The organism is Brevibacillus reuszeri (assembly GCF_001187725.1).
GTDB lineage: Bacteria > Bacillota > Bacilli > Brevibacillales > Brevibacillaceae > Brevibacillus > Brevibacillus reuszeri.
Genome location: NZ_LGIQ01000009.1, coordinates 842,925 through 861,904 on the forward strand (window position 1 = coordinate 842,925; position 18,980 = coordinate 861,904).

Sequence of the window (18,980 nt, forward strand, 5' to 3'; positions counted from 1 at the left end):
ATGAATGAATAAATGGAATAATTTAAACTAAAACAATATGTTTAATCGGATTAATTTCAGTGATAAACCCTCTCCGCTCATACTTTGTGCACATGATCGATTTGGACCTTTGAAACATTCTCCCAAACGGTACTCGGAATCTCTTTGCGAAGCACAGGCATCACATCGGCAGCAAACCGTTCGATTTGCTCCAGTTGTTCTGCCTCCGTCAGACCGTCCACGCTGATGCTAAGTACCTGGTGACCAAATGCTTCCTGATATTTCAAGATTTTCTCGATGACAAAATCAGCGCTTCCAATCAAAGCAGGACCATTTTTGATATTGTCTTCCAGGTCGGTGAAAGGCGATTGATTGTGCTTGGAGGCTTCTGTCGAGTGAAAGGCATTATAGTAGGGGCGGTACCGCTTGATCGCCTCCTCTGAAGAATTTGCAAGGTACAAAGTACCACCACCTGCTCCAACCACAGCTTCCTTTGGATCATGCCCATAATGCGCCCAGCGCTCCCGATAATGATCAATCAGCGCCTTGTATTTGCTCATATGGTGAAACCCGTTTGACGAGAAGATTGGATCACCATTTTTTGCAGCCAGCTCAGTGGAAAGGGGACTGGATGCACTGCCATGCCAAATCGGGATTTTTGCCTGAAACGGTCTGGGTTGCGTCGTCACCTGCTGAAGTGCTGGTCTGTATTTACCTTCCCACGTAACATTCTCTTCGTTCCATAACCGCTTGAGCAGCTCGTATCGCTCCGCAAGCGAATCCCACTGCTCATCCTCAGTGATGCCAAACAGCGGATAATGGCGTGGATCGTTGCCTTTTCCAATAATCAATTCCAGACGCCCGCCTGACAAATGATCAAGTGTAGCATAGTCTTCGGCTACCCTGACCGGATCGAGCACACTCAGTACGGTCACAGTAGTCAGCAAGCGAATGCGTGATGTTTGTACAGCAATAGCTGTCAGGACGACAGGCGGTGCCGAGGAAATAAACGGCTCTCCATGACGCTCCCCCACTCCGTAGGCTTCAAAGCCCAGCTTTTCAGCAAGGACAGCCTGCTTCAAAACATTTTGAAACTTTTGTTGTGTCGTTAATGCTTCCCCCGTCACTGCGTTTGGAATATTCATCATGAGACTGAACAAAGCAAATTTCATGTAAAAGATCTTCCTTCCCCATGTGCTTGAAATGCTGAATTTATAAAACCGATAAGAATAGTTGGTTTTATGATTTCAAACTTTATCACCCAGCTTACGCATCGTCAATTGATTCCCCAATTAGGTATTTCTATAGATCGATTGAAACATTCGATTCAGCTTCATTCAAAAGATCCGATCAGCTTTAAAAAACGTTTGCGTAGCTCGGCACCTTCCCCTTTTAAGGTAATGATGTTTGTTCGTAACGAAATGCTTGCCAGCCCAGGGATGTCAATCGGAAACAACAGATTGTCACCCACTTCCCTTCGCGCGCACAAATCAGGCAAAAATCCGATGCCCATTCCTTTTGCAATGCATTTTTTGGCAGCCTCATGATTATCGATGTTCAGATCGATCACGGGTGGTCGCTGCAGCGTCTCGAACAAGCTGTGCAGCTTCATCCAGTCAAGCGATCCGCACTCGAAAAACACGAGCTTTTCCCCGCCAATCTCTTCAAGTGTACTCGGATGATGATGGGTAAATGAGTGGTTTTGGTGGACGTATAAGCGGATCGGGTCTTCATAGAACAAAACCGAATCGATTAAGGGATGGCTAATATTGCGGACAAGTCCCAAATCGATTTCCTTTTGCAGGACTTTTTCCACGATCGTTTCGCTCGGCGCTGTCAGCAGCTTGATTTGCAGCTCGGGGTTCATTTGCTTCAGAAGAGGAAGCAGCTCCGGCATAATATAAGCGGAAACGGAAGCGGTGCAGCCGATCCTCAGCTCGTGCAAGGTGGTCAGCTCTCGTCGCAGCTGCTGCTTTCCTTTGCGAAAGGATTGCAGAATTTGCTGGGCGTACGGGAGAAATTGCTTCCCCTTTTCGGTTAATGAAAAGCTTTTGCCTTCTCGCAGGAACAGCTTGACATCCAATTCCCGCTCCAGCGTCTGTATGCGCGCCGAAATTGAGGGCTGTGATAAAAAAAGAGCATCCGCAGCTTTATTGAAGCTATTGAAATGGACGACATACACAAACGCTTCGAGGTTTTCAATATTCATCCAATGGCCTCCCTTTATGTTTAGTGGCATCTGGAAGCATTTGGCCGCATCGTAACTGCTGTAACTTCGATTTAATCAAAGATGGAAACGTGCTTTCCGAGGGCGTTTATCCCCATAAAGGTCTTGGCATCAAACGCTTCAATACATACCACCTCGGAAACATTCAATGGCTCTGCCACCACCATCGCCTGGATTTGCGCATCACTGTAAAATTCAAATGCATAGCGATGCAGGAAGCGGATTCGCCACACCTTTTGCCCATTAAGAGACGCAAAAAATTGCGCAAGATGAGGACAGAATTCCGCCTCTGCCTGAAAAACCTGCTGGCAATTCAGACATCTATATTCCATGAACATCCTCCTAACTGAATGTAGGGAAATAAGACAAAAAGCCCCCTTACTTGCCTGACGCAAGCTATGGGAGCCTTCAGTTGACTGATCGGCGAGATTATCATTTAGTCTAATCTGATTATTCCAAGCGGTCAAGTGAGTATTATAATCTCCATCTTTTCTTCATAGTCCTGTGCTACTTTTGAGGCATCGGCATAAAGGAGGTTTCTACGTGAATACCAAGCAACTGAGAAAAAAGCAGCTCGCTCTTCCATTGATCATTGCGGGTGCACTGCTGCTCTCCGCTTGTTCAACCAACAGTCAACCGATGAATCATCAAGGTCATGACATGGGTAATATGGGTTCGACCTCAAGCATTCCAGCTAACAGCGAAGCCGCAGCTATGTTCGCTTCGAACGACACCGTTATGGAGGTGCTGACGGGAAATTCATTTACGCTGACGGCAAAGGAAAGTATGCTTCATCTCGATGACAGCACGATGAAAAATGCGTGGACCTATAATGGAACAGTCCCAGGTCCCCAGCTTCGCGTGAAGCAAGGCGAGACTATCAAGGTTGTATTAAAAAACGAACTGACTGAGCCTGTAACGATTCATTGGCATGGACTTCCTGTACCCAATCATATGGATGGCATTCCGGGCATCACCCAGAACGCCGTCAAGCCAGGTGATAGCTTTACCTATCAATTCAAAGTCGATGTCCCTGGTACGTACTGGTACCATTCCCACCAAAACGGTGTTGTCCAGGTCGACAAAGGGCTTTACGGTTCCTTGGTTGTTGAGCCAAAGGAACAGCAGCCTGTCGATAAAGATTTTACGCTTGTCGTAGATGAATGGCTAAAAGATGAAAGCATGGCTGGAATGAGTCACGGAGGCGGCCATGCAGGAATGAACATGAGCAATACCAGCAGCGGCAACAACAGCAGCATGGATACGCCGATGAGCGATGCAGAGATGATGCCGCTTATGTATACGATCTTTTCAGCGAACGGCAAGACAGGTGCGGCTATTCAACCGCTGCTGGTCAAGCAGGGTGAAAAGATACGAATTCGCTTGGTGAATGCGGGCTTTCTTTCCCATCCGCTCTACCTGCAGGGACATGAGTACAAAATCGTTTCTACAGACGGGCAGCCAATTAACAATCCCCCTCTCGTAAGCGGTCAACTGTTAAATATCGCACCCGGTGAACGATACGACATTGAGTTTGTGGCCAATAATCCAGGTAGCTGGCTGCTGGAGGAACACAGCTCGAATCCTGGTGCTGCATCCTTGGCGGTTCCGATCGTGTATGAAGGCTACGAGTCAACCAAACCAAAAGCCGAAAAAGGAGATATGCCCATCATCGATATCACCAAATACGGCGAGGCTGCAAAGAGTAATTTTTCCCTCGACGATTCGTATAACATCGAATACACGATGGATCTGAATACCGAAATGAGCAATGGGGAAATGGCATTCACGATCAATGGCAAAACGTATCCTGATACGCCACCGCTTCAGGTTAAAAAAGGAGATCGGGTCAAGGTTAAGCTCGTGAACAAGTCTCCCAAAGACCTTCACCCCATGCATTTGCACGGACATTTCTTTCAGGTTTTAAGTAAAAACGGGCAGCCTGTCTCTGGTTCTCCGTTAGTGAAGGACACATTAAATCTGCTGCCGGGAGAGGAATTTGTCGTGTCGTTTATCGCGGATAATCCTGGAGAATGGATGTTCCATTGTCATGATCTGGGCCATGCAGCGCAGGGCATGATGTCGGAAGTAAAATACGAGGGGTTCAAAAGGGATTTTGTCGTCGATCCTACGGTGAAAAACATGCCTGAGTGATTCCATGTATAAAGGGCAGGAATCAATTATTCCTGCCCTCCCTCTATTACCATGGGGAAATGTATTGTAACCGTCGTCCCTTCTCCCACTGTACTGTCAATGTAAATATCGCCTTGGTGAGCCTCCACAATCCCTTGGACAATGGTCAACCCAAGTCCAGCACCTCCACGCACCCGATTTCTTGAACGATCTCCGCGATAAAAGCGCTCAAATACAAAGGGCAGGTCTTGTGCAGTGATCCCGCTTCCGTTATCGATGATTTTTACTTCAACAAAAGCGCCTGCCTTTTCGGCAGTTACACTTACTTTCCCGCCATGATCTGTATGCTTGAGCGAATTCGTCAGTAGATTGGTCAACACCTGCACCAGCCGCTGCTCATCCCCTACCACCCGGATTCCAGCTTGCACATAGCTTGACAGCTCAATCTGCTTCTGCAAAAAGGAAGCGGACATGGAAGCAGCTGTATTTTCAATCAGCCTGCTCACATTCACTTGCTCTCTGGAAATCGTAAGGACTCCCGCTTCTGCCTGCATGACTTGATCCAAGTCGCTGACAATGCGAATAAGTCGCAGCACTTCCGCACGGATCGCCTCCAGATGCTCTGGGGTTGCTTCCCAGACCTGATCGATCATTCCTTCTGTTTGGGCAAGCAAGGTATTGAGCGGAGTGCGCAGCTCATGTGCAACATCTGAGGTCAGCCGCTTTCTCAGTTCTTCTTGATTTTCCAGGCTCTTGACCAGATTGTTAAACGATTCTACCAGACTGGCAAGCTCATCTTTTCCCTTGGGAACATTTACTCTCGTTGCCAAATTCCCTTTTGCCACCTCTACTGCCGCGTCGCTCATCGTGACAATCGGTTTGGTGAAGCGTTTGGCAGTGATCACACTAACCAGGCAGACAATCAGCAGCAAGGCAAGCATCGTCCATTGCATCGCATTCGTATGGGCGATTTGAAAATGCTCCTCTAAAAAAGTGGTCCCTGAATTGTCGAAGTGAATGCGTAAGGCTCCAATAACCTTGCCATGTTCAGTTATTTGGGTAAGCTCATCGTCCCTGCTACTCACAGAAACGGGATGGGTATGGGTATCCCCAAAAGAACGAAGCAGCTGGAGGTTTCCATCATAGAGCATGATCTGCAGTCCGAGTAGCTGAGAAGCGGCTTCAAGCTTTTGAAAAGTCCCTTCTTCCCACTTTTGTTTTTTTGCATACTCGTCTTGAAGCATGGCGATCAGATCTTGTTGATGGACTTGATTAACGTCACGCACATAGAGCGAAAAATGATGCTGCATTTCTTTGATCGAAAGAAGCGTGGAAATCAAAATTCCACTCGCACTCACGAGCATGAACACGAGAGCGAGCCTCATCCAGATACGTTTCATCCCTTACCCCCGACTTTTGTCAGGATTGTCGAAGCGATAGCCCAACCCGTACACCGTTTTTATGAAAACAGGCTGTCTCGGATCATCCTCGATTTTTTGACGCAGGTTTTTAATATGGGTGTCAATAGTTCGATCACTGCCAAAAAAATCAATCCCCAGAACTTCCTCCACCAATTCATCTCTCGTCCACGTGCGACCGGGGTAACGGACAAGTGTTGCCAACAAGCGAAATTCATTTGGCGTGGTTTCTACTGGTTTACCTCGGAGCAAAATACGCTTCTCCCCCAAAGATACAGTAAGCTCGCCCATTTCAATAAGATCGCTCAAAGACTGGTAATCTCCCATCCTGCGCAAAATGGCACGAACCCGCGCCACCAGCTCGCGTGGACTGAATGGTTTGACCAAATAATCGTCGGCGCCAATCTCCAGCCCCCTAATTCTGTCTGCCTCCCCGCTTTTGGCGGTCAGCATCAGGATAGGAACACGAGAAGTTTTGCGAATTTCCCTACATACATCTTCACCCGTCCGATCAGGAAGCATAAGGTCAAGGATGATTAGCGCGAGTGGATAGGTCTCTGCGATTTCCAGAGCTTCTCCCCCTTCAGACGCTGTGAGCACATGATAGCCATCCTTCCGCAAATAAGACGAAAGAATCTCTAAAATCTGCGGCTCGTCATCCACAATTAATATCGAAGACATGGGCTTACACCTCCACTAACCATGCAGATTACTCCTACTCCTCAGTATAAAAAGAAAGGATGAAGAAAATAAGGAGAAAGGCTTACGCTGCTAAATCCGCCGCTTTAAGAACACTTCTTAATTTGAAGATTACCGATCAGTAGCGGGCCCATCTTTCCATCGCGATATTTCCATTCAGAAAGTAATTCGTTGGGGCCGCTCACCTCAAAGGTATTCGTTTCAGGCTTGTACGTAACGGCCTGTGCATTCATTGCCTCATTTAGGTGAACGCCTTCGATCCTTTCCGGACTGAATCGATAGATCGAGGTCTCAGCTAGCGTACCCACTGTGGCGATAATCTCGTTTACCCCATCCTGATTGATGTCTGCTTCTACGGTATGAGCGGTCATTTGAAGAAAGCTTGAGGGATTATGTTCTATTTGAACATAGTTAGTAATCGGACAATTTGCTCCACAAAAGCCCGTCATTTTGATATAGGCTTCACCAAAAACCTCAACCTGTTCGATTGAAATTGAATCTTTTTGTTGAAGCGAGTATCCGATCTGCCCGATATCAAAAACGGTAGAGCCTGACTGAATTGCCGCGTATAAATTTTCCTTCTCTTTTTGATAAAGATATACAACCTCATCGTTTATTTGTTTCTTTTCTACAATTGGTCCTAGATTGGTTAAAGTAGTTTTGGTCAAAGGCTGTTCTATTTTCACTGTAGAAAAAGGTAGGGGAAAGCCATACGAAACGTTGCTTGTCATGCTGGTAGCAGGCTGTTGAATCGCTATTACGCCACTACTCCGATTTGTCTCCTGATTATTTTCGCGAACGGTACACGCAGTTAGAATCATGAACAAAACTATGATTCCAATCCCTTTCATGATTTTCACTGTCCCCCCTCCTTCCTTCGTCTTCACAGATAGGGACATCGATACACGTCAATTGCATATACAAACAAATGAGTTTGTTGACATAACACTTATTACGTCACCTATAAAAAACGCTTGTTTAACAGTACTCCTATCCCATTTTTCATCCCATGCAGACGAAATAAGCTATTTTCAACGAAACCATGATCTCGCTTCCGATCGATTCAATCTCCATATCACGAAAACAGGCAGGATCATCCCCATTAAAAATCCGATGTCGTACCAAACGGCGAACTCTACGATTCTAAATGCGATCAGAATGCCGGAAAGAACAATCGCCGCCCTCCGATTCGATTCGCTTGGTTTATTCAAACGTGCAGCCACGTAAACAGCTGCACAACCAACCAGTATCATGGCGATACACAATGTTTTCTTGAACAGTCCAGTACTGCCGAACGATAAAAACCCATTCACCACATTTATTACAGCGGTAAAGTACATCAACACTTGCACAAAGGTTACAGCAGACGGTTTTTTTAACGCAGACGCTTCATTATGATTCATGCAGCTACACCCTTTTTCTGTAAGTTCGAGAAGCGCAATTTTGACTGGTTTGCAATCGTGGGACCGCTTCATACAAGCATAGCTCATTATCATGACAATTTAAGGAAAATGTCAACTTGGTATGAGTTCTCATTCTTTCTTAAATTTAGTATCCCTCAGCATGTTTCCGATATTCCTCCGTGTGAACACAGCTCATGAATCGCCTATCAAATAAAAACGCCAAACCATGCGTTTTTCAGCGCTGGTCTGGCGAATTCGATTAAGCAACGACTCCCCTTTTATTCTCAAACTTCTTGTACTGCTCTTCTTTCATGATTTTGGCAAGAATCTGTACAGCATGCCACACTTCTTCATACGTATTGTACAAGGCCATCGGAGCAAGACGAATTCCGTTTGGTGCACGGAAGTCTGGGATTACTCCGTTTTCTTTCAACGCCTTGCAAATTCTTGCGGCCTCTGCATGCTCCAGGAATACATGGCCTCCACGTCTCTCATCCAAATGCGAATTACCGACAGTGAAGCCCATTCCCTCCAGTTCGTGTTCGATCAAGAAAAGCATAAAGCTTGTCAGGTGCAAAGACTTGCTGCGAAGTCGGTCAATCCCTGCTTCTGCAAAGATTTCGAGTGAACCAATCAATGGCGCCATGCTCAAAAGATGAGGGGTACCAATCTGAAATGCACCAGCCGTTATTGCAGGTGTGAGTACATGCTCCATGTCAAACTGCTTTTCCTTGCTGGAGCTAAACCAGCCTGTTAGACCGGGTACTTTCTGGAAATGCTTCTGATTTACATAGATCGCTCCGACACCACCAGGCCCTGCATTCACGTACTTATAGTTGCACCAAACAGCAAAATCGACGCCCCACTCATCAAAGGAGTGCGGAATGGCACCAACAGAATGGCAGCAGTCGAACCCAATCAAAATGTTTCGGTCATGCGCCTCTTTCGTCAGCCTTTTCATATCAAGTATCTGTCCGCTGCGATACAATACACTCGGCAACACGATTAAGGCAATTTCGTCTGTCATGGCGGCAATAATGTCCTCTTCCTCGATAAAACGACCGTCACGACTTTTGACACGAACCAAATGCTCATCGGGATCGTAGCCTTTTGCCTGTAATTGGCTTTGCATCACATAAATGTCTGATGGAAAATTCAACTCGTCGGCAAGGATCTTCGTTTTCTTGCCGTTGGGCTGATAAAAGGTCGAGACAACCTGATGCAAATTCACGGAGGTAGAGCCGGTAACGATAACTTCCTCGGGCTTCGCACCAACGAGTGGCGCCATTTTTTCCCCTAATTGCTCCGATAGATAGAACCATGGGTTGGGGCCTTCCGTCCAGCCGTCGATCCCATACTCCTTCCATGTGTCCAATACATCCAAAAGTGACTGTTCCGCTCTTTTGGACAGCAATCCGAGCGAGTTGCCATCCAAATAAATTCGCTCTGCTTTTATGTAAAATTCATTACGAAAAGCTGCCAATTCATCTGCCTTATCCAATGCGCGTGCACAGTCTATCGAAGGATCGAACGTATACTCTTTCATCGTAACCACCCTTTTTGACTTGATTTCACTATTGAATTTAGAATATTCTATAACTGACATCATGTCAATGACACCGCGTCAGTTACAAAACGAAGAAATGGTAGGACTCAGCATGAATCCAATAAATGAGCAGGCTTCAGCAAGAAAACAACGCTCCCTCAAGACCAGGGCAAAGCTTTTGGCAGCGGCAAGTGATGTTTTTATCGAATATGGTTTTCAAAAAACGACGATTTCGCAGATCATCAAAAAAGCGGAAACCGGGTACGGCACCGCTTATCTGCATTTCACTGGGAAAGACGATATCCTGATTCAATTAATGGATGAGGTTATGAAGCAGTTTTATGCGATTGCGCAGATGACATTTACTCCACGATCAAAAGAGGAAGCGAGTGCTATGATTGAAAAGCAGGCTGGACTTTTTCTGGAAATGGCAAATCAGGAGCGCGCCATGATGCAGGTCATCGAGGAAGGCATACGATTATCAGAGGAAGTCAATCAAAAGTGGAAAGAAATTCGCGAGCAATTCATCCTGCACATCTCACAGGACATTATCTACTCCCAACAAAATGGACTCGCACGCAAGGATGTTGATCACACCTTGATCGCAAGAGGTTGGTTTTTTGCTAACGAAATGTATTTGTGGGACATTGTGCGCAATGAGTACAACCATCCTGTCGATGAGATTGCACGCAATCTGACTGCGATTTATACAGGTGGATTGTATGTAGAGTGAACAATTTAATTATGAAGAAAGACAACCATTTACAGCCACTCCAATCAATGAGCTGTCATGCAAATGGTTGTCTTTTTCATCGTTATTCACTACTCGTTTCTTTCGTATTCGCTCGTGGCCTTTCATCAATCGAGAGCTGGAAAACATCCGGCCTGGAATAATGCCCATTCACATCAAAATCGAGGCGGCTTTTTACAATTTGGCTCAAATCCAGATCAGCAAGCAAAATGTCTTCTTTCCCGTATACCGGCTCTACCACATAGTTTCCAAGCGGTCCTACGATGGCACTCCCCCCACTGCACATCACCTCTGGCTCAGATTCCAGCTCTTCGTAGCAGGCTAAATCGGTCGGGTACATATCTTTTGTAACGAATTGATTACATGACAAAACGAAACAGCGCCCCTCCAAAGCGATATGACGAATGGTCGATTGCCACACTTCTCTGGAATCAGCCGTTGGTGCCAAATACAACTCCACACCCTTGCTATACATCGCCATGCGTGCGAGGGGCATGTAGTTTTCCCAACAGATCAAGCTCCCGATTTTCCCATAGGATGTTTCGAAAACGGGCAAGGTGCTACCGTCTCCTTCGCCCCAAACCAGTCTCTCGATCCCGGTTGGCTTTAATTTCCGGTGCTTTCCGAGTAATGTACCATCCGGTCCAAAATGAAGAACCGTGCAATAGAGCGTACCAGAGCCGTGCTCTTTTTCCGTTACCCCTACAACAAGATACACGGCATAGTCCTTTGCTATTTTAGCAAGTTGATCGGTTTCTGCACTCGGCACAGCGAGGGAGCTTTCCCAATACCGATACCAGTCTTCTCGTCCCTTTTCAGAACGACTCCCGATCTTGGAGCCAAAAGTAAGCCCTCTTGGATAGGCAGAAAGAAAGGCTTCCGGAAACAGCACTAATTTCGCTCCCTGCTTGGCCGCATCTGATGTTAACGTGCGAAGCTTTTCAATCGACTCTGTCAAATTCATGATCACTGGCGATGCTTGTACAACAGCCACTCTCACCTGATTTTCACTCATTGTCATCATAAATCCTCCTGTCTACATCGAGCACAGTGACCGCTGGCTATGTACTAGGAGTGAGGAATGTCCCATGCTTCATGCAAGAATTGAACGATCCGATCGACGGAACGATGGACAAGCACCTCGCCCTTTTGACTTGTTGCAGCAGTAGGATAGCCAATGACACCCGACTCTGATTTTGTGGAATAACGGGAATATTTAATAATCTCGGGAAAGAAATCTTTTTGCTTGGGTACCTCGTCGATTCCTTTACTCGGATCAACAAGCTCCGGATACAAATACATCATGACAGACGTTCCAGCCTCACCAGCATGTCCGTGTGCGACCTCACCTGCTTCGACGATACCTTGATCCTGAGATTTGATGAAACGCCAGCAATCAATTTGGGCACAACGTAGCTCAGGGCGCTCGCGTAGTGACTGCGCTACATGATTGATCATCGCAACATTGCCAGCGTGACCATTGACGAAGAGGAAGTTTTTCAGTCCCCATTTGACCAAGCTGTTTACCACATCCTGCAAGTACTATTTGTAGCTCTCCGGCCTAATGGTAATGGTTCCGGGAAAATCGTCGAGAGCTGATGAATCACCAACCTCAAGGGCTGGACCGATGATGGCATTTACACGTGTGGCTACCTTTTCCGCAATTTTTGTTGCAACCAGTAGGTCTGAACCAAGGGGTAAATGCGGACCATACACCTCACAAGCGCCTGTAGGCAAAAGAACCAAATCTGTTTCCTTGGCGCGCTCGACAAAGGTGGTCCAGCTCATCTCTTTCATATAGTTCGTTGACGTCATTCGGACATCCTCCTTTAGGAAAGCAGGCTATTTTATTCGTACAAGTGACAAGCGATATATCTGCCGTTGACCTTCTTAAAGATCGGTTTCACTGTCCTGCAAATTTCCATGCAATCTGTGCAGCGTGGATGAAATGTGCATCCTGCTGGTGGATTGGCTGGACTGGGAACGTCTCCGCGCAGTACAATCCTCTCTTTTTTCATCAATGGATTCGGGTTAGGTACCGCCGACAAGAGTGCTTTCGTGTACGGATGCATAGGAGTATCAAACAGCTCGGTCTTGTCCGCTAGCTCCACAATGCGTCCCAAATACATCACACCGATTCGGTTGCTAATATGCTTGACTACACTGAGATCATGGGCGATGAATAAATAGGTCAAGTCGAATTGCTCCTGCAAGTCCTGCAACAGATTAATCACCTGTGACTGAATCGATACGTCCAGAGCGGATACAGGTTCATCCGCCACAATCAGCTTTGGGTTCAAGGCAAGTGCACGGGCAATCCCGATCCGCTGACGCTGTCCCCCGCTGAATTCATGACCGTAGCGCTTGGCATGCGCACTACTAAGCCCAACCACATTCAAGAGTTCATCGATGCGCCGGTTCTTTTCACTGCCCTGTGCGATCTTGTGGATTTCCAAAGGCTCCGCAATGATATCTCCTACGGTTAGCCGTGGATCGAGCGAAGCATACGGGTCCTGGAAAACCATCTGCATGTCTTTGCGAAGTTTATGTAATTCGGTGGTCTTCATACCGACCAGATTTCTCCCCTCGTACTTAACCTCTCCCTCTGTAGGATCGATTAATTGCAGAATGGCTCTGCCTGTCGTCGATTTTCCACAACCGCTTTCACCTACCAGACCAAGTGTTTCCCCTTTGAAAATCGTAAAATCCAATCCGTCCACTGCTTTGACATGTCCGACCGTTCGGCTGAAAATCCCCTTTTTAATCGGAAAGTATTTCTTGAGATTGGTTACCTCAATTAACGGCTGACTCATGACCGTTCCACCTCCCTTCCGACGAATGAAGCCAGCATCTGCTCACATGATCGGCTCCGATTTCCTCTAAACGTGGAGGCTCGATTTTACAAATGTCCATGGCATATTCGCAACGGGGAGCGAAGCTGCATCCGATTTGCGGAGCTCCTGGTGAGGGCACACTTCCTTTTATCGAGTAAAGGCGCTTTTCTGCAGATTCCAGCGTGGGCATGGACTTCATCAAACCTCGGGTATACGGGTGCTGTGGGTTGGTAAACAGCGTGACGACATCACTTTCTTCTACTACTTTTCCGTTATACATGACCACGACTCGATCGCACATTTCCGCTACGACTCCCAGATCATGCGTAATGAATAGAATAGCCGTGCCTTTGGTCGTTTTCAGTTCACGCATCAAATCGAGAATTTGCGCCTGAATCGTCACATCCAAGGCCGTAGTTGGTTCATCAGCTATGAGAAGCTTGGGATTGCAAGCCATTGCCATGGCAATCATGACACGCTGTCGCATCCCGCCTGATAATCGATGCGGGTATTCATCCACGATTTGCTCTGCTCTCGGTATTCCAACGAGCCTCAACATCTCGATGGAACGCTCACGGGCTTTTCCCTTATCGTATTTCAAATGAATGCGAACCGCTTCTCCGATTTGATCCCCTATCGTGAAAACAGGATTGAGTGAGGTCATCGGCTCCTGAAAGATCATCGCCATCTCATTTCCGCGAATCTCTCTCATCTCTTCTTCCGACAGACGCATGATATCTTGTCCGTTAAAATGTATCGCGCCTTCTACTTTCCCTGGTGTCAATCTCATCGCTGACAAGGAGGTGACACTCTTGCCGGAGCCGGATTCCCCTACAATTCCGACAGTCTCCCCTGCCCGAACTTTTATATCGACCCCATCTACAGCGGTTACTACACCGTCATCTGTGTAAAAGACCGTCTTCAAACCTTTTATTTCCAAAATGCTGCGCTCCATGGCTCTCCCTCCCATCTCACAGCTTCATTTTTGGATCAAGTGCATCACGCAAGCCGTCACCGAGCATATTGAAGCCCAGCACCATAAACATGATCGCCAAGCCCGGAATCGTACTGACGTGTGGAGCAGAACGCAAGTATTCTCTGCCAGTGCTCAGCATCGCGCCCCATTCAGGAGTGGGTGGCTGTGCTCCCATGCCGAGAAAGCTGAGTCCGGAGGCGGTAAGAATCGCAGTCGCGATGCGCATGGTCGACAAAACAATAATCGGCGCAACACTATTGGGGATGACATGCTTGAAAATGATTCGGGAATGGCTGGCTCCCATCGATTTGGAAGCCTCAATATACTCCTTCGTTTTCACAGAAATGACCGCGCTCCGTGAGATTCTGGCAAAAGTAGGAACGGAAAAAATGCCGATCGCAATCATCACGTTGACCATGCCTGGACCAAGCACACTGACGATAGCCAGGGCGAGCAAAAAACTCGGAAAAGCCATAAAAATATCCATGATGCGCATGATCAGCATGTCAGCTTTGCCACCAAAATAACCAGATATCGTACCGAGACCGACTCCGATACCGACAGAAATCAGGACCCCTACAATTCCGATCATCAAGGAGATTTGAGCACCATACAAAATTCGTGAAAAAATATCGCGCCCGTACTCATCTGTGCCGAACCAATGATTCATGGATGGCGACTGCAGGATCACATTCATGTTTTGCTCAATCGGATCGTACGGTGCGATGACTCTTGCAAAAATAGCCAAGCCAACAAATACAGCAACCATCCAAAAGCCAACCAGCGCACGCTTGTTCTTTTTAAATCGACGCAGCATGTATGCCCACGGTGAACGACGTTCATAAGCGGGCTCAGCTGATGTCGCTCCCACATTTAGCGTGATTTCGGAATTACTCATCGCTCTTCCCTCCTCTTCATCAGTCGTAGCGAATCCTCGGATCAACCGAGCCGTAGCATAAATCAACAACGAGATTTACGATGACGAACAGAGCAGCGACAAAGAGAATGCTGCCTTGGATAGCGGGATAATCCCGAAACTGGATGGACTGAATAATATAACGACCGAGTCCATTCATGGAAAAAACCGTTTCGGTCAAAACCGCTCCGCCCAGCAGATGACCGAACTCCAATCCGATGATGGTAATGATCGGAATTAACGCATTTTTTAATGTGTGCTTGTAAATGACCAGCTTTTCTCTGACCCCTTTGGCACGGGCTGTTCGAATAAAATCCTGGTTAATCACTTCTAAAATACTCGAGCGTGTCAACCGTGCGAGCACTGCAGAGGATGAAAATCCAAGTGCCAGCGCCGGCAAAATGTAATGCTTGAACTGCGTGCTGCCCCCAGAGGGAAGCCATTGCAAATAATAGGAAAATACGAGAATCAGCATGATTCCCGACCAAAAAACAGGCATCGATATGCCAAATAATGAAACCATCATGGCAGTGTTGTCCTGCACACTATTTGGCTTCGTCGCAGAAATGACACCCGCAAAAAGTCCGATGATCACCATAATGACCACCGATAGCAAAGTCAGCATGATCGTATTGGGGAATCTCGACAATATTTCTTCAGCCACCGGTCTGTCAGAACGCAGGGAAGTGCCCAAGTCTCCCTGGAGCAATCCCCATACGTAGCTGCCGTACTGTTCATACAAAGGTCGATCAAGTCCCAAACGCTCGGTGACAATCTTAATCTCTTCTGCAGTCGCATCGACCCCTGCGATGAGATGCGCTGGATTGCCCGGCACGGAATGGATGATGATAAAGCAAAGCAGGGACACACCAATCAGGGTCGGGATCATTTGCAGCAAGCGTTTTACGATATAACGGAGCAAAGGAATTCCCCCTTCTCGTTATGCGTACATCTCTGGCATACGGTGCAGATGTGATGGAAGCTTTGCCCGCACTTCCTTCACACGCTCTAGATCAATCCGACAAGGAATCAAGCCTTCTGTCTCCGTGCCTTGAGCGAGGACCACGCCCATCGGGTCCACAACCAGACTTTGCCCGATGTAGTAATCATTGATCTGATTGCAAGCAACCACATAAGCCGTATTTTCCAATGCGCGAACCGAAACGAGATTTTCCCAGTGACGCTCCTTTACAGGTCCCTTCACCCAGCCAGAAGGAGCGACGAGCATATCCGCTCCGTGCAAAGCCTGATAACGGGCAATTTCGGGAAAACGCAATTCATAGCATACGAGCAAGCCAATTTTGCCAAATGGAGTTTCAACTGGTGTAAACAAAGAAGCGCCGGGTTTAATGTTCTGCGATTCCTTTGCTCCGAATGCATCGTACAAATGCGTCTTCCGGTACGTACTCACGATTGTCCCAGCCGAATCTACCAGAACGACCGAATTATAGACTCTGTCATCCTCTGTATCCTCTGTCCTCTCCCGCATTCCAAATATGACCCAGACGCCATATTGGCGAGCCAACTCGCACATTCCACTGACAAACGGACCTTGTATCGTCTCCGCATCGTTTAGCTTTACCTCACGTGGCGTACCCACGAGAAAATAACTCATATACGCTTCCGGGAACACGACCAAATCTGCCCCATGAATGCTCGTTGCCTCCCTGAGCGCTTTTTCTGCTTTTTGCAGATTCAATTGCTTGTCATCGGTCGAGCCTAACTGGGCCATCACCACTTGAAAAGACATCCTGGTCACTCCTGTCATTTTTTGATTACCTTGCGCAGATCCCAAATATATGTCGGTTGAAGCTCGACTCCCTCGACGTTTTTCCGTACACCAACATAGCCTACGTCTTCGTGCAGGGAAATCCACGGAGCCTCCTCCTTGATCAGCTTCAATGCCTCGCCATACGATTTTTGACGATCCTCCGGCTTGATCTGGGCCGCACCTGCTTTGATCAGCTTGTCTGCTTCCGGATTTGCATAATGGGAGTAATTGGTTGCATTCGTCGATAACAAACCGTCACTCAGGACAGAATCAGCGTCACCCGTATTGGCAGAAGCCCCACGAACAAACAGATCATAGCTGTTCGGATCCTTCAATGCTTCCAAATAAGCGCCCAGTTCAAGAATTTTCAATTCAACATCCAGTCCAGCCTTTTGTAAATTGTTCTGGACAAACTCGGCTGCCGGTCTATCTTGAATGACGTTCGCAGCGAGGATCAGCCTCAGCCTAGTCCCCTCTTTTACACCTGCTTCTTTTAGTAGCTGCTTGGCTTTTTCCATGTCATACGGATACGCGCCTACATCGCTATAGCCAAACGTTTGCGCAGCTACAGCTGCCGTTGCCATCTTCACTCGTCCTTCATACAGCTTGTTTACCAACGTCTCTCGATCAATCGCATAGTTAAGTGCTTGGCGAACCTTGATTTGGTCGAGCGGCGCTTTTGTCGTATTGATTCCGACATACAAGACCCTGTTCGTCGCTCTGGAGATAACTGTCAGGTCAACCTTGCTCTTCAGCTGATCTATCTCCGAAGCTGGTACTTTTTCGATTACATCTGCTTCTCCTGTTTCCAGCATGATGACGCGCGCAGCATTTTCCGGGACTGGTTTAAAGGTAACGGATTTCACACCTGGCTTGCCGCCCCAATATTGTGGATTCGCTTCCAATACCAACGCATCTCCAGGAGTCCATTGCTTGAAGATAAAAGGACCAGTCCCTACTGGGTTTTTGGCGATCCCTTGCTCGTTTTCCTGAATCGATTTGGGGCTGAGGATTCCACTCGCCGTGACAGCCAGGTTGTTTAAAAAAGGTCCCTGTGGTGTATTGAGATGGAATACCACCTCTGTATCGTTATTTGTGGTAATATGATCAATAAATTGCCCAACAAGAGCGCGGCGGCTGAGCTTCTTCTCCTTGTTCGCAACTCGTTCAAAGCTGATTTTTACCGCTTCTGCATTAAATGGAGTGCCGTCGTGAAACGTAACGCCTTGTCTAAGCTTGAAGGTCCATGTTTTCCCGTCTTCTGAAACGGTCCAGCTTTCTGCCAAACGTGGTACGATCTCCATCTTTTCATTAAAAGCAACGAGCGTATCCAGGACCTGGTAATTGATCAAGCTCGAGATCGTGTCCGTAGCGTTATGCGGGTCTAGGCTCACGGGATCTCCCGTTAGGGCTACCACCAAGTCTTTTGCTTCTATTTCGCCTGAAGAGGCCGACTCATTTGAGCCGCAAGCCGCAAGTAACAATGTCAATGAAAGCAATAATGATGCTAGTCGATTCCTTCGCACAGAATAAAACCCCCTTTTCTACATGCCTGCTGTTTACGATTGCTTGACCCGAGATAAGTACAACTGATCGTAGCCACGTTCTTCTCGCATTTGCTTTTCCTTTTGCTGTTTTTCCAATGCTTTTATGGCGAAATCTTTGGCTTGGGCTGGATTAACCACGAAAACACCGTCATCATCGGCGACTACCAAATCTCCCGGATTAATGCCGACACCGCAAATACTGACGGTCGTATTGACTTCTCCTTCCAGGTTGAGTGCTCTTGTAGTCAGCGGACTAATTCCCCGGGAGAAGACTGGAAAGCCCACCTCCATAATCGGTCGAACATCTGTCACGCATCCGGAAACGATCGCCCCAACTACCTTTTTTGTCATAGCAGCATACGTCATGAACTCTCCCCAGCAAGCACGCTGCTCGTCACCAGACATGTCAACCACAATCACATCGCCTGGCTCTACCAATTCAAGCGCGTGGCGAATCGCTGTAGCATCAATGTGCGGAATACGTACCGTCACGGCATTGCCAACAAAGTGAATAGGTCGAAACAAAGGCTGCAATCCTGTCAGAAAACCAAAATCCGTAAGATGACCAATCGTGGATGGACTCACTGTTTCATATAGATCGCGCAGCTCTTCGGTAACACCCGCAACCCTTGGTTTAATCGTAAACAAGATCAGCACTCCCCTTTCGTATTTGAACCAGGTATTATTGCATGAACTATGCCAATACTCAGAATGTTCATTTGGCAGCATTTCTACTCGTTATGTTTGGACAAGCTATCCCGAAAACGGAACAAACGTACC

The 18,980-nt window shown here is 47.3% G+C and carries 18 protein-coding genes and 1 pseudogene; 2 read left to right on the forward strand and 17 right to left on the reverse strand.

Annotated features, from left to right (window positions below; genetic code table 11):
- Positions 1 to 77: 77 nt before the first annotated feature.
- From ADS79_RS18300 to ADS79_RS18310, 3 genes are all read right to left on the reverse strand, one after another.
- Positions 78 to 1,151, reverse strand: coding sequence for an LLM class flavin-dependent oxidoreductase (locus tag ADS79_RS18300; protein ID WP_049739832.1), 1,074 nt, complete (start codon positions 1,149 to 1,151; stop codon positions 78 to 80).
- A gap of 161 nt (positions 1,152 to 1,312) precedes the next feature.
- Entirely contained in the window at positions 1,313 to 2,188 is an 876-nt protein-coding gene (locus ADS79_RS18305) for a LysR family transcriptional regulator (RefSeq protein WP_049739833.1), read from the reverse strand.
- Positions 2,189 to 2,259: 71 nt separating this feature from the next.
- On the reverse strand, positions 2,260 to 2,538 hold the full coding sequence (locus ADS79_RS18310; RefSeq protein ID WP_236700036.1) for a hypothetical protein: 279 nt from the start codon (positions 2,536 to 2,538) through the stop codon (positions 2,260 to 2,262).
- Between the two features lie 211 nt (positions 2,539 to 2,749).
- On the opposite strand from ADS79_RS18310, the gene ADS79_RS18315 reads away from it, so the two are divergent.
- Entirely contained in the window at positions 2,750 to 4,360 is a 1,611-nt protein-coding gene (locus ADS79_RS18315; RefSeq protein ID WP_049739835.1) for a multicopper oxidase family protein, read from the forward strand.
- 26 nt (positions 4,361 to 4,386) lie between these two features.
- Here ADS79_RS18315 and ADS79_RS18320 read toward each other — a convergent pair whose 3' ends face one another.
- From ADS79_RS18320 to kynU, 5 genes are all read right to left on the reverse strand, one after another.
- A complete protein-coding gene (locus ADS79_RS18320) occupies positions 4,387 to 5,739 on the reverse strand; it encodes a HAMP domain-containing sensor histidine kinase (protein WP_049739836.1) in 1,353 nt (450 codons plus the stop codon).
- 3 nt (positions 5,740 to 5,742) lie between these two features.
- Positions 5,743 to 6,438, reverse strand: a complete 696-nt coding sequence (locus ADS79_RS18325) for a response regulator transcription factor (protein WP_049739837.1) — start codon at positions 6,436 to 6,438, stop codon at positions 5,743 to 5,745.
- Between the two features lie 104 nt (positions 6,439 to 6,542).
- Positions 6,543 to 7,316, reverse strand: a complete 774-nt coding sequence (locus tag ADS79_RS18330) for a hypothetical protein (protein WP_049739838.1) — start codon at positions 7,314 to 7,316, stop codon at positions 6,543 to 6,545.
- Positions 7,317 to 7,487: 171 nt separating this feature from the next.
- A complete protein-coding gene (locus ADS79_RS18335; RefSeq protein WP_049739839.1) occupies positions 7,488 to 7,859 on the reverse strand; it encodes a hypothetical protein in 372 nt (123 codons plus the stop codon).
- Between the two features lie 259 nt (positions 7,860 to 8,118).
- Positions 8,119 to 9,405 (reverse strand): kynureninase, encoded by a 1,287-nt coding sequence (kynU, locus tag ADS79_RS18340; protein WP_049739840.1) that lies wholly within the window; start codon positions 9,403 to 9,405, stop codon positions 8,119 to 8,121.
- A 112-nt stretch (positions 9,406 to 9,517) separates the two neighbouring features.
- On the opposite strand from kynU, the gene ADS79_RS18345 reads away from it, so the two are divergent.
- Positions 9,518 to 10,138 (forward strand): TetR/AcrR family transcriptional regulator, encoded by a 621-nt coding sequence (locus ADS79_RS18345; RefSeq protein WP_049739841.1) that lies wholly within the window; start codon positions 9,518 to 9,520, stop codon positions 10,136 to 10,138.
- A gap of 82 nt (positions 10,139 to 10,220) precedes the next feature.
- Here the strand turns inward: ADS79_RS18345 and ADS79_RS18350 are convergent, their stop codons facing one another.
- The 9 genes and pseudogenes from ADS79_RS18350 to ADS79_RS18395 form a co-directional block, all read right to left on the reverse strand.
- Positions 10,221 to 11,177 (reverse strand): carbon-nitrogen hydrolase family protein, encoded by a 957-nt coding sequence (locus tag ADS79_RS18350; protein WP_174769588.1) that lies wholly within the window; start codon positions 11,175 to 11,177, stop codon positions 10,221 to 10,223.
- A gap of 47 nt (positions 11,178 to 11,224) precedes the next feature.
- Positions 11,225 to 11,971 (reverse strand): annotated as a pseudogene (locus tag ADS79_RS36225) (creatininase family protein).
- A gap of 32 nt (positions 11,972 to 12,003) precedes the next feature.
- A complete protein-coding gene (locus ADS79_RS18365) occupies positions 12,004 to 12,969 on the reverse strand; it encodes an ABC transporter ATP-binding protein (protein ID WP_049739844.1) in 966 nt (321 codons plus the stop codon).
- Positions 12,950 to 13,945 carry an ABC transporter ATP-binding protein gene (locus ADS79_RS18370; RefSeq protein ID WP_049739845.1) on the reverse strand — a complete coding sequence of 332 codons (996 nt, stop codon included), beginning with the start codon at positions 13,943 to 13,945 and terminating at the stop codon, positions 12,950 to 12,952. Before ADS79_RS18370 ends, ADS79_RS18365 begins: the two co-directional genes overlap by 20 nt.
- 16 nt (positions 13,946 to 13,961) lie before the next feature.
- Complete coding sequence (gene nikC, locus ADS79_RS18375) at positions 13,962 to 14,864, reverse strand: nickel transporter permease (RefSeq protein WP_049739846.1); 903 nt, start codon at positions 14,862 to 14,864, stop codon at positions 13,962 to 13,964.
- 19 nt (positions 14,865 to 14,883) lie between these two features.
- Complete coding sequence (gene nikB, locus ADS79_RS18380; RefSeq protein ID WP_049739847.1) at positions 14,884 to 15,804, reverse strand: nickel ABC transporter permease; 921 nt, start codon at positions 15,802 to 15,804, stop codon at positions 14,884 to 14,886.
- Positions 15,805 to 15,822: 18 nt separating this feature from the next.
- On the reverse strand, positions 15,823 to 16,632 hold the full coding sequence (locus ADS79_RS18385; RefSeq protein ID WP_049739848.1) for a carbon-nitrogen hydrolase family protein: 810 nt from the start codon (positions 16,630 to 16,632) through the stop codon (positions 15,823 to 15,825).
- A 14-nt stretch (positions 16,633 to 16,646) separates the two neighbouring features.
- Positions 16,647 to 18,179 (reverse strand): glutathione ABC transporter substrate-binding protein, encoded by a 1,533-nt coding sequence (locus tag ADS79_RS18390; RefSeq protein WP_049739849.1) that lies wholly within the window; start codon positions 18,177 to 18,179, stop codon positions 16,647 to 16,649.
- Between the two features lie 33 nt (positions 18,180 to 18,212).
- Complete coding sequence (locus ADS79_RS18395; RefSeq protein WP_049739850.1) at positions 18,213 to 18,848, reverse strand: RraA family protein; 636 nt, start codon at positions 18,846 to 18,848, stop codon at positions 18,213 to 18,215.
- Between the last annotated feature and the right edge of the window lie 132 nt (positions 18,849 to 18,980).